Source organism: Paenibacillus sp. NRS-1760 (genome assembly GCF_050467785.1).
Classification (GTDB): domain Bacteria; phylum Bacillota; class Bacilli; order Paenibacillales; family Paenibacillaceae; genus Pristimantibacillus.
In genome coordinates this window covers 1-10,211 of the sequence record NZ_JBITPK010000041.1, presented here as the reverse complement: position 1 = coordinate 10,211, position 10,211 = coordinate 1, and the positions used below count along the sequence as shown (strand labels likewise).

General features: G+C 44.4%; 9 protein-coding genes and 2 tRNA genes. 8 read left to right on the top strand and 3 right to left on the bottom strand.

Annotated features, from left to right (window positions below):
- Positions 1-77, top strand: a tRNA-Asp gene (locus ACIFSR_RS34725).
- Positions 78-88: 11 nt separating this feature from the next.
- Positions 89-164, top strand: a tRNA-Phe gene (locus ACIFSR_RS34720).
- 78 nt (positions 165-242) lie between these two features.
- Here ACIFSR_RS34720 and katA read toward each other — a convergent pair.
- From katA to ACIFSR_RS34705, 3 genes are all read right to left on the bottom strand, one after another.
- On the bottom strand, positions 243-1,700 hold the full coding sequence (gene katA / locus ACIFSR_RS34715) for a catalase KatA (RefSeq protein ID WP_076271792.1): 1,458 nt from the start codon (positions 1,698-1,700) through the stop codon (positions 243-245).
- An 86-nt stretch (positions 1,701-1,786) separates the two neighbouring features.
- Entirely contained in the window at positions 1,787-2,605 is an 819-nt protein-coding gene (locus ACIFSR_RS34710) for a WYL domain-containing protein (RefSeq protein WP_430063797.1), read from the bottom strand.
- Positions 2,592-3,905, bottom strand: a complete 1,314-nt coding sequence (locus ACIFSR_RS34705; protein ID WP_430063795.1) for a helix-turn-helix transcriptional regulator — start codon at positions 3,903-3,905, stop codon at positions 2,592-2,594. Before ACIFSR_RS34705 ends, ACIFSR_RS34710 begins: the two co-directional genes overlap by 14 nt.
- A 395-nt stretch (positions 3,906-4,300) precedes the next feature.
- Here ACIFSR_RS34705 and ACIFSR_RS34700 point away from each other — a divergent pair, with 395 nt between their 5' ends.
- The 6 genes from ACIFSR_RS34700 (at position 4,301) to ACIFSR_RS34675 (ending at position 10,073) form a co-directional block, all read left to right on the top strand.
- On the top strand, positions 4,301-5,719 hold the full coding sequence (locus tag ACIFSR_RS34700) for an RtcB family protein (RefSeq protein ID WP_430063793.1): 1,419 nt from the start codon (positions 4,301-4,303) through the stop codon (positions 5,717-5,719).
- A 281-nt stretch (positions 5,720-6,000) separates the two neighbouring features.
- The gene (locus tag ACIFSR_RS34695; protein WP_339207109.1) at positions 6,001-6,144 is read left to right on the top strand and encodes a hypothetical protein; all 144 of its coding nucleotides are present in this window, start codon (positions 6,001-6,003) and stop codon (positions 6,142-6,144) included.
- A 96-nt stretch (positions 6,145-6,240) separates the two neighbouring features.
- A complete protein-coding gene (locus ACIFSR_RS34690; RefSeq protein ID WP_339207112.1) occupies positions 6,241-7,356 on the top strand; it encodes a slipin family protein in 1,116 nt (371 codons plus the stop codon).
- A 225-nt stretch (positions 7,357-7,581) separates the two neighbouring features.
- Positions 7,582-8,739 (top strand): YecA family protein, encoded by a 1,158-nt coding sequence (locus ACIFSR_RS34685; protein WP_339207114.1) that lies wholly within the window; start codon positions 7,582-7,584, stop codon positions 8,737-8,739.
- A gap of 44 nt (positions 8,740-8,783) precedes the next feature.
- Positions 8,784-9,548, top strand: coding sequence for an AAA family ATPase (locus ACIFSR_RS34680; RefSeq protein ID WP_339207115.1), 765 nt, complete (start codon positions 8,784-8,786; stop codon positions 9,546-9,548).
- 21 nt (positions 9,549-9,569) lie between these two features.
- Entirely contained in the window at positions 9,570-10,073 is a 504-nt protein-coding gene (locus tag ACIFSR_RS34675; protein ID WP_339207116.1) for a CYTH domain-containing protein, read from the top strand.
- The last annotated feature ends 138 nt before the right edge of the window (positions 10,074-10,211 follow it).

Below are 10,211 nucleotides of genomic sequence, written 5' to 3'. Positions count from 1 at the left end.
GGTCCGGTAGTTCAGTTGGTTAGAATGCCTGCCTGTCACGCAGGAGGTCGCGGGTTCGAGTCCCGTCCGGACCGCCATTTAAATATTAGGCTCGGTAGCTCAGTTGGTAGAGCATAGGACTGAAAATCCTAGTGTCGGCGGTTCGATTCCGTCCCGAGCCACCATAACTTCAAGCAATAAGCCTTGCGGCTCTCGAAAGGGATTCGAAAGCTGCAAGGCTGGATGATGCGATATATAAGAAATTATGATTGCTGTGAGATGGACAAGCCAAGCCCTTCAGCAATGCGTTGGCCAAAATCAGGGTCTGCTTTGAAAAAATGGCCAATCTGACGAAGCTTGATCTCATCTTTCTCAACGGGCTTCATAGCGCCGACGATCGTATCAATAAGGCGGGCACGTTCCTCTTCGCTGATAAGGCGATAAAGGTCGCCAGCTTGTGTGTAGTGGTCATGATGGTCAAAAGGAGCGCTGTCTGCATTTCCTGACACTTCGAACGGAGTTGGCTTGTTTTCCGGCGACTCCGTTGGTCCGCCGTAGCTGTTAGGCTCGTAATAAATTGATGCTCCTCCGTTGCCGTCCGCACGCATCTGGCCATCGCGCTGGTGATTGTTCACCGGAGCGACAGGGCGATTAATCGGCAGTTGATTATGATTGGCGCCAACACGGTAACGATGAGCATCGGAGTAAGCAAAGAGACGTCCTTGGAGCATCTTATCCGGTGAAGCTTCGATTCCTGGGACAAATGATCCTGGCGAGAATGTCGCTTGCTCCACCTCTGCAAAATAATTTTCCGGGTTGCGGTCAAGCACCATGCGACCGACCTCAATTAATGGATAATCCTTTTGAGACCAAACTTTCGTTACGTCAAACGGATCGAAGCGATATGTATTCGCATCCTCTTCAGGCATGATCTGTACATAAAGCTTCCACGCTGGAAAATCTCCACTTGCTATTGCATTAAATAAATCTTCGGTATGATAATCAGGATTTTCGCCAGCAATTTTGGCAGCTACCTCATTAGAGATGTTTTGAACACCTTGCTCTGTTTTAAAATGGTATTTCACCCATACCGCTTGGCCTTGGTCATTCACCCATTTGAAAGTGTGGCTTCCAAAACCATGCATATGTCTAAACGTAGCAGGAATCCCGCGGTCAGACATAAGAATCGTAACCTGATGCAGAGACTCAGGCGATAAGGACCAGAAATCCCATACCGCATTCGGGTTTTTTAAATGGGTTTGAGGATGACGCTTCTGAGTATGAATGAAGTCTGGAAATTTGATCGCATCACGAATAAAGAATACGGGTGTATTATTGCCGACTAGATCATAGTTTCCTTCATCTGTATAAAATTTAACGGCGAAACCGCGTGGATCGCGTACCGTATCGGCAGAGCCGAGCTCGCCAGCTACGGTTGAAAAACGTATAAACATAGGAGTACGTTTTCCTACTTCGGACAAAAAGTTAGCTTTCGTATAAGACGTGACATCATGCGTAACTTGAAAGTAGCCATGTGCGCCTGCGCCTTTGGCATGGACAACGCGTTCTGGAACACGCTCTCTATTGAAATGCGCCAGCTTTTCAAGCAGATGAACATCCTGAATTAATGTGGGACCACGTGAGCCTGCTGTCATCGAGTTTTGGTTGTCTCCAACGGGAGCGCCAAAGCTAGTTGTGAGCTTGTTCTTCTCAGTACTCATAATAGATTCACCTCATTGATTTTGTATGATTACGCCTCATACCTTATGTTACCGTTTTATAGGAGGAAATCAATATCATTTTATAATCATTCTAAATAAAATTTTTCGTCAAATTGTGCATATCGTGCTAGGGATTTTGTCGCAGACTCGAGCATACGGCACCGCAGGTGCTCGCCATCGATGATGCGAACCCGCTTTCCGAGGAAGCGAGTTTTGGAAAGAACATATTCGCTGTCCTTGCTTGAAAAGTGCAATTGAATCGTATATTCATTGGAGTCGGCAGCGTAACTGACTTCTTTCTCGAAGCAAGAAAAAGCATACAAAATGCGCGAGAGCTCGCCGTTGTATTCGGGAACAACAAGAATATTCGCACTCATGCTGCGTTTTTTCATTAAGCCTTGAACGATACCAATTAGCTGCTCGTAATATTCCGTTGGACAAACCTGCTCGCTGCTGCCCGTCACGTTATCAAGCTTTGTGCTCATCAGCGTTCGATGATTGATATGGTACCAGAGAAGATACCATTCCCGTTTGACCATCGAATATTCCAGCTTATAGGGAAGACCCCTTTGCTCCGTACAGGTGCGGCCTCCTTTAATTTTATAGCTTATATATAGTAGGCTTTTGTTAGTGATAGCTTGGCGAAGCGGACGAATGTAAGAATGATAGACTTGCTTCTCTCTACTAGCTGCCTTATGCAGGAGCCCGCCAGTATCCAAGGATTGATCTTCTTCTAATATAGTGTTCATTTGAATAAGCGTTTCTGGAGACAAAGCAGCCGCAGCAGCGGGATGCTCAAGCATGGTCTTCAGCCAACTTCGCTCATGCGCAGTCATGATGAACGTACCGGAGCCTTCCAGCTTGGATAAAATCTGATAGTTGAATATTTTCTCAAAAGGATTCATAGTAGCTTTTTATCTCCTTCCATTCCTCAATCAGTTCCTGCCTCAGCTTCAAGGGAGCAAGCACCTCGCAGCTTGAGCCAAAGCTCCTAATCCAAGGCTTGATTTCAATCGTTCCGTTCACCTCAATTTCATAGATGAAGGATTCTTCGCTTTCTTCCAAAATAGTGCCCCATTGTCCTTGGAGCAGAACACGCTCCATCACGAAGCTTGGGATATGAGGTCCGGGATGAAAGAAGCGAACCCGCACTAGAACAGGCTTGCCCGTATCAATTAGCCAGCTATGTTTAATCCGCTGCTCCAGCTCATCTTTTTTGGACTCGAATAATGCCACGGGGGCTTCTTCCTCTTCCGAAATTTGGGTTAAGCCTTCCATTCGGTATTTCTTAATGCCGTAGCGGGCGTGATGACCAAGAAGGTACCAGCGGCCATATTGATGATCGTAAACAACTTTTAGAGGGAGCAGCGTTTCCTGCTGTCCTTCACTATCGCGCTCAAATAATGGATTCGTATTTTTGGATGTGTAGCTGGTTTCTTTTTTCGGCGAAAAATAGAGAAAGCTGACCGAGCGCCGATGACGTATCGCAGCAAGCAGTGTAAAGAGATGAGCCTCGTCCAAAATACGAGAGTAATAGTGGTACTTATATAAGAAGGGTTCAACCGAGCCGTAATCGACCTGATTCCGATTCATGTATTTCTTGACACCATCACGCAGCAAATAACCCTGTACGGAGGGAATTTGGGTATTTGCCATAACGTCTACAAAGTCATATAGATCGAGCAGTTCATCGCGTGAGAGCTGCTGCACTAAATCATTGTATATCCGATAGCGAAAAGGGCGCGTTCCAGACTCTTTTTTGATGACGCCTACTTGCTCTAAATATTTCAAATCGCCTCGTATCGTTTTTTCGTCAGGCAGTGAGAGCTCTTCCGGCATGCTGCTGCAGCATAGATCGAGGAGCTCCATTGCAGTGAATGACTTCTCGCGCATAGCAGCAAGCAATAAGGAGAGGCGCTGACTCTCTGATTCTTTTAGAGATTTGGCGCGAAATAGAAACAGAAGCATCGGTTCCGAAGAATCAAGATAGCTGTAACGAATGGTTTCGGCAAACTCCTTGCCTTTATCCTCAGGCAGCTGTTGGTAAACGCTATTCACAACCTCTTTCAGACGTTTGATCGTTTTATCGAAGGTATGGATGGAGATGCCCAGCCTGTCCGCATACTGCTGGCGATTATATGCACCGCTCGTAAGAACGAGCATCCGCAAAAACTGGATCTCTTTATCAAAGCTTTCTTTTGCCATTTATGTATTCCTCCGATCATAAGCGCTCTTCTTTTCTATCTTAACAGGAAGAGCGCAAATTTGAACAAAAAGGAAAATTTTCCTCCAGATATAAGAGTATATAAATTTAATTCTTATATTAGGCTTATATCTCTCCGTCAAAACTTTATTAGCATCCAGAGGAAGCTAATTGCGTTTTTGCTTAAAATATAAGAAAGTATATTGTTTTTAATACTAGTCTTCTATTTTTTCGTCAAAGCTTCATTAGCATCCAGAGAAAGCTAATTGCGTTTTTGCTTACTCGTAATACTTTCACCATGTTCACGGTCTCCAAAATCAGGCAATATAAAGCTCATAAGAAGCGAGCAAGCAAACGAGTTACGACACGTATAGCTTGAAGCACGGGAGGTATTACGATGATAATGCAGCATAAGAGACATGGAGGCAATCATCATGAAATGGAGCTTGAGCATGGCTCACTCCACGTATTTGCGAATGAAGATGTGCTCCAAGCCTTTGGGGACAAAGTATATGAAATGGCAAACAACAATTTGCAAATTCCTCGAAATCAATATATGAGCTATACTCCTGATGCCCACGTTGGCATTGGAACCTGCATTGGGACGACTGCGGTCTGGAATATGAAAAATGGCTGTGTATCTCCCTCTATTGTCGGATCTGATATTGGCTGTGGGATGCGCGTTCATACAACATCGCTTCATAAGCGTGAGCTTGCTGACAAAAACATTCGTAGAGCATTGATCACCGCAATCGAGAAATACGTACCGACTAACGAGCGTAAGAACTCCAACTACGACGATATCGATGTTATGAGTGTGGTACAGCATGGCTTGAAGGGTCTGCCTGAGAAATATGTGCCAAATGAGCAATGGCTGACGCATGTGGAGCAATCCCAGTTCGGCTTCGACCATACCTATTTAAATCAACTGCCTCCGAAAATTATGAAATATGCGCGTGGGCAGCTCGGATCGCTCGGCAGTGGCAATCACTTCATTGAAATTCAGTATTTGGAGATAAATGAGGAATACGCAAATGTGGCGGCAAAATGGGGCTTGTTCGACGGTCAGGTTGTCGTCATGATTCACTCTGGCTCCAGATCATGGGGCGGAATGGTTGGACGCGAACACAATAAGGTTATTAAGGAAGCGATGAATCAGTGGGGAGTTAGCAATCCAGACCCTAATCTGATCTATGCCCCGATTGCGAGTCAGGAAGGGCAGACCTACTTGAACCTGATGTATTCTGCACTCAACTTCGCCGTAAGCAACCGTCATATGATTGCATTCGGTGTCCGTGAAGCTTTTCAGGAAGTTTTCGGAGCAAGTACAGAAATGCCGGTTCTCTATGATCTGATGCATAACTACGCGCTCAAGGAGTTTCACCGCAACCAGCCGATGCTCGTCCATCGCAAAGGGGCAACGCGTGCGCTTCCGGCGGGGCATTTTCTAAATACGCCGGTGTACAAGGAGACAGGACATCCCGCGCTCATCCCAGGCTCTATGGGAACTTCCTCTTATATTATGGTAGGCAAGGAAGAGGGACTCAAAAACTTCTATTCTATTTGCCATGGAGCGGGGCGAGCGAGATCGCGAAAAGCAACAAAAGAAATGGTAACGGTTGATCAGTTTGAACAATCGCTGAAGGTTGGGACGGATGATGAAATACTCGTTAACCATGCTTCCTTGCAGGCCATTCTCGATGAATGCCCACAGGCATATAAAGACGTAGATCAGATCATCGACAGCGTTGTTGGCGCTTCTTTAGCTGCCGTGATAGCCAAATGCAAGCCGATGGCTGCTATAAAAGGCACCTAGCTTTTATTAAATCGCTATTAAAGATAACTTCAATAATAGATGAGGTTCATGTACGAATGGCGTACCTTGGCTGGGATTTCTAAAAATCCCGCAGTGCACGCGCATACTATGCGCTTGTATACTGTATCGCTCATATCGTCTTAATCTCCCACAGGATAGAGTGGACTTAATCCCTCTATTGTCAATCGCCTAATCCGCGAAACAGCTCTTCGGAGCACTCTGACTCCCTCCAAAGGAGAACTAATGTTGTAGATGTGATCTTAAGCAGGAGCACTCAGACGATGCCTCGGCACAATCACTGCAGCAAAACCTATGCAATCGGTGGATACCGATTGGAGCCAGCTGCCTCTTATAGCAGAGTAAGACATAGAACGAGCACAGATGGAAGGTACATCCGTACTCGACTATCGACAACGAAGCTGTAAAGCAGCTCTGCTCCCTTCTCAAGCCGGATTCCGGTCTAGCCGCAGGAGCGCTCCTGTTCCAAAGATCAACCAAACCGTGTAAAGAGGTGTTAAATCATGTTTAAAAAAGTGATTATCAAGAACGATGAACGAGGTCTGCTTTTCAAAAAAGGCAGTTACATAAAGCTTTTGCAGCCGGGCGTATATCGCCATACATCATTTTCTGATGATACCGTTATTTTGCAAAATATTGCGAAGCGTTTCGCTGTTCCAAATATGGAGTTGAAGCTATTTCTCCACGATGAGCAGCTTGCCGAGCAGCTGACGATAGCTGATGTGCAGGATTATGAGTATGTACTGCATTTTGAGGATGGCAAATTTGCCACATTGCTGACACCAGGGCTTTATGGATTCTGGAATGTAATGAAAAAACATTCATTTATTCGTATAGACATTCGGAATCCAGAACTGACATCAGAGATCGATAGATCACTGCTGTCGAGGCTGCAAAGCTTTATGCAAGTGTTCGAGGTGGCAAGCTATGAAACGGGGTTGTTATTTTTTAATAACGTTTTGCAGCGCGAGCTTCGTCCGGGAAAATATTATTTCTGGAAAGGACCAACGAGCGTGCAGGTGAAGACGGTTGATCTGCGCCAGCTTCAGCTGGACATGACTGGACAAGAGATCATGACAGAGGACAAGGTGACGCTGCGGCTGAACTTTGTGTGCCAATACAAGGTTGTTGACCCGCTAAAAGCATTTCAGATTAAGTCGTTCGAGGAGCAGGTGTACATTTTGCTGCAGCTTATTTTGCGCGAATATGTCGGTACTCTTAAGCTGGATGATCTGCTGCGCATGAAGCAAGAAATCGCGAATTTTGTACTTACACGTCTGAACGAGCAGAAGGAGCATTACGGCGTACAGTTCGTTTCGGCGGGCCTCAAAGATATTATTTTGCCGGGTGATATTAAGGACATCCTTAATACGGTGCTGCTTGCTGAGAAGAAGGCGCAAGCCAATCTCATTACACGAAGAGAAGAGACAGCGTCTACTAGAAGCCTGCTAAATACCGCTAAGCTAATGGATGAGAACGGCACGCTCTATCGTCTGAAAGAGCTTGAGTTTCTTGAGAAAATTTGCGAGAAAATCGGGACTATCTCGCTCACTGGCGGCGGTAATTTACTGGAGCAGCTTAATTCGCTGTTAAGTGTAAAAGGTATGGATAAATCATGATAGATTTTGAATAAGCCTCGTAGATCGCTTGATGATCTGTGAGGCTTTTATTTAGGTTTGAATCCGTAATTTATAGGTTGAGTTTACATTTTGTGATGAAATTAGTAACAGATTTGTTTGATTCCATCTTCGATTTTTGTTATCTTTGAACCTGCATGTCTTTTGAGTGTACCACTCATAATTCATAGAAGAGCATGAAATACATCTACGAGTTAGGAGATTATTATGACAACAAAGCAAGATAAAGCACTGGAAAAATTATGGCCGCCGCTTACCTATCCACTGTCTTATGCGGATGCGCTAAGCACATTATCGAAGCAGCAATTAACTAGAATACGTACGAATTTGGATATTAGCAACCTAAGCTCGCTCAATAAGCAGGGGCTTGTGGAGAAGCTTTCAGAGCTGATACCAGACAATCTACAAATGGCAACTCGTTGCTTTGATCATAATAGATTGAAGCTTGTTCAGAAAATAGTGAAAAACGAAGGTATTTGGGACAAGCCGTTTCTTGAATTGCAGCAGTATACTTATTTCCTAGAGCGTGGTATTTTATTTCCGGGAACGGTAGATGGCAAGCGTGTTGTGATGATGCCAGCCGAACTGGTGGAATTCATTAAAGCAGGGGACCTCTTAAAGGAAACGCCCATTCTTAATCGAAACACGGAATGGATACGGTTAACGCAGGGCCTACTCTATTATTATGGAACATTGACGATAGATCAGTTGAAATCATTTGTAATCTCAGAGGATGATCATCCTCTTGCTCAATATGATATTATGAACGTTTTGTTTGCTGCCCAAGATTACTATGAGCAATTTTTCATTGAAGAGAGTGGCTACATATCAGACTATCGGGTAGCAGATCCTGAGGCAATTGTGAAAGAAAGAGACCTTAGACATGATCTGGATTTTTGTCCATTTACGAAGCAGCAGCTTTTGAAAGCTGGAGAAGCAGAATATGTGGAGAGAAACAGCCACTATATGAATCTAGTCCGTTTTGTACTAGAGCGTTATGAGATTGACCGTGAAGAAGCTGATTTGATGGCTGAGGAATGTACAGATGCTGCGAGAAACGGAGATTCTTTAGCTTCTGTTATTGAGCTGGCACAGAACTTTATTGAAATTCCTAATTCGGAAACAATGAGGAATATTACCGATTTGCTCGTTCCATTAATGAACAGCACGAAGCAATGGGCCATCAAAGGTTATTCCCCAGAAGAGCTAGCGGAGAAACGTGCAAACGTGAGCATGGTGCTGAATAATGTACCTAAGCCAGCTGCTCAAGCGGAAGTAATCGATATGCAATCAAAGAAAAAAGTCGGACGTAATGAACCTTGTTCTTGCGGAAGCGGGAAAAAGTTCAAAAAGTGCTGCGGTTAATAGTAGAATCAGATAAGGCATAATCGAACTTGGAGGCGTACAGGATGAGACAAAGCCAGCAAGGTCTTTATTTAAGAAGCGTTAAGCTCCTTCGGGAGACAGTACCCTCCTTCGATTCTTATCCGTTTGATTTAAGTGCTATCCGGAGTTTAGATGAGCTGGAGTTCCATCCGAAAGTAACATACATCGTTGGGGAAAATGGAATGGGCAAGTCTACGCTGATGGAAGCGATCGCGATTGGACTCGGATTCAATCCAGAAGGCGGTACGATTAACTTTAATTTTTCTACAGAAGCTACGCATTCAGAACTTCATCAGCATTTGAGGCTTGTACGCAGCGTAAACAAACCAAGGGATGGGTTCTTTTTTCGAGCGGAGAGCTATTATAATTTGGCGACTAATATTGACCAAATGGACCGTGAGCTTGGCAGTGGACCACGCATTATTGATTCATATGGCGGAAAGTCGCTCCATCAGCAATCGCATGGTGAATCCTTTTTTGCAACGTTCCTCCACCGCTTTAACGGTAATGGTCTGTATATGATGGATGAGCCTGAGGCTGCACTTTCTCCTTTCCGCCAAATGGCGATGCTTGCACGAATTAATCAGCTCGTAGGGAAGCACTCACAATTTATTATCGCAACACATTCTCCGATTCTAATGGCTTATCCGGATGCAGTGATTTATAATTTGACTGCTGAAGGGATTGAGCGCACCGCTCTCGAGGAAACCGATCATTATATGCTTATGAAGAGGTTCATTAACAATAGGGAAAGAATGCTGGATGAGCTTTTCTTGGAGGAAGACTAATACAAAAAGGAGCTGTTATACATGTCATTAGAAATTGAACGCAAGTTTTTGCTGCCGGCGTTTCCAACTGCATTAATAGAAGAAAACGATTTGTTGGTGCTCTCCGAGCAAAGAATAGAACAAACCTATTTGGCTATCGACGACAATCAAGAGCTTCGTGTTCGGAGAATTGTTGATCTGGCGAGCGGCGAGGTTTCATTCACACATACCTTTAAGCTAGGCAACGGTCTATCACGTGAGGAAATTGAATATTCGATTTCTAACAGTATTTATGAACAGGTAGTTAACGCTTTTGGTTTCATACCATTGACGAAAAACAGAGTGACTGCAAAATGGAACGACCGAATCATTGAGATTGATACCTATGACCAAATCGAGCTTTCGGTGCTTGAGGTTGAGTTTGACTCCGAAGCATCTGCCAATGCTTTCATTGCGCCAGCATGGTTTGGCAAGGATATTAGCTCAGAGCGTCAGTACAGCAACAAGAAAGTTTGGCGTGAACTGCAGCGTAAAGGAACGGAATAAAGATGGTTTTATGATAGAAATGAAGTTTTTTTAAAAACTTTTATTTAAACGCTTGACCATTTAGGTATGTACATGATATATTCTATTTCTGGCCGAGAGACACACGCGGTCAATAAGCAAAACAAGCAAGACAAACGA

What these genes read in the sequence shown, in the direction of transcription:
- katA (WP_076271792.1), bottom strand. Translation starts at nt 1,700, where the DNA reads ATGAGTACTGAGAAGAACAAGCTCACAACTAGCTTTGGCGCTCCCGTT.
- ACIFSR_RS34710 (WP_430063797.1), bottom strand. Translation starts at nt 2,605, where the DNA reads ATGAATCCTTTTGAGAAAATATTCAACTATCAGATTTTATCCAAGCTG.
- ACIFSR_RS34705 (WP_430063795.1), bottom strand. Translation starts at nt 3,905, where the DNA reads ATGGCAAAAGAAAGCTTTGATAAAGAGATCCAGTTTTTGCGGATGCTC.
- ACIFSR_RS34700 (WP_430063793.1), top strand. Translation starts at nt 4,301, where the DNA reads ATGATAATGCAGCATAAGAGACATGGAGGCAATCATCATGAAATGGAG.
- ACIFSR_RS34695 (WP_339207109.1), top strand. Translation starts at nt 6,001, where the DNA reads ATGCCTCGGCACAATCACTGCAGCAAAACCTATGCAATCGGTGGATAC.
- ACIFSR_RS34690 (WP_339207112.1), top strand. Translation starts at nt 6,241, where the DNA reads ATGTTTAAAAAAGTGATTATCAAGAACGATGAACGAGGTCTGCTTTTC.
- ACIFSR_RS34685 (WP_339207114.1), top strand. Translation starts at nt 7,582, where the DNA reads ATGACAACAAAGCAAGATAAAGCACTGGAAAAATTATGGCCGCCGCTT.
- ACIFSR_RS34680 (WP_339207115.1), top strand. Translation starts at nt 8,784, where the DNA reads ATGAGACAAAGCCAGCAAGGTCTTTATTTAAGAAGCGTTAAGCTCCTT.
- ACIFSR_RS34675 (WP_339207116.1), top strand. Translation starts at nt 9,570, where the DNA reads ATGTCATTAGAAATTGAACGCAAGTTTTTGCTGCCGGCGTTTCCAACT.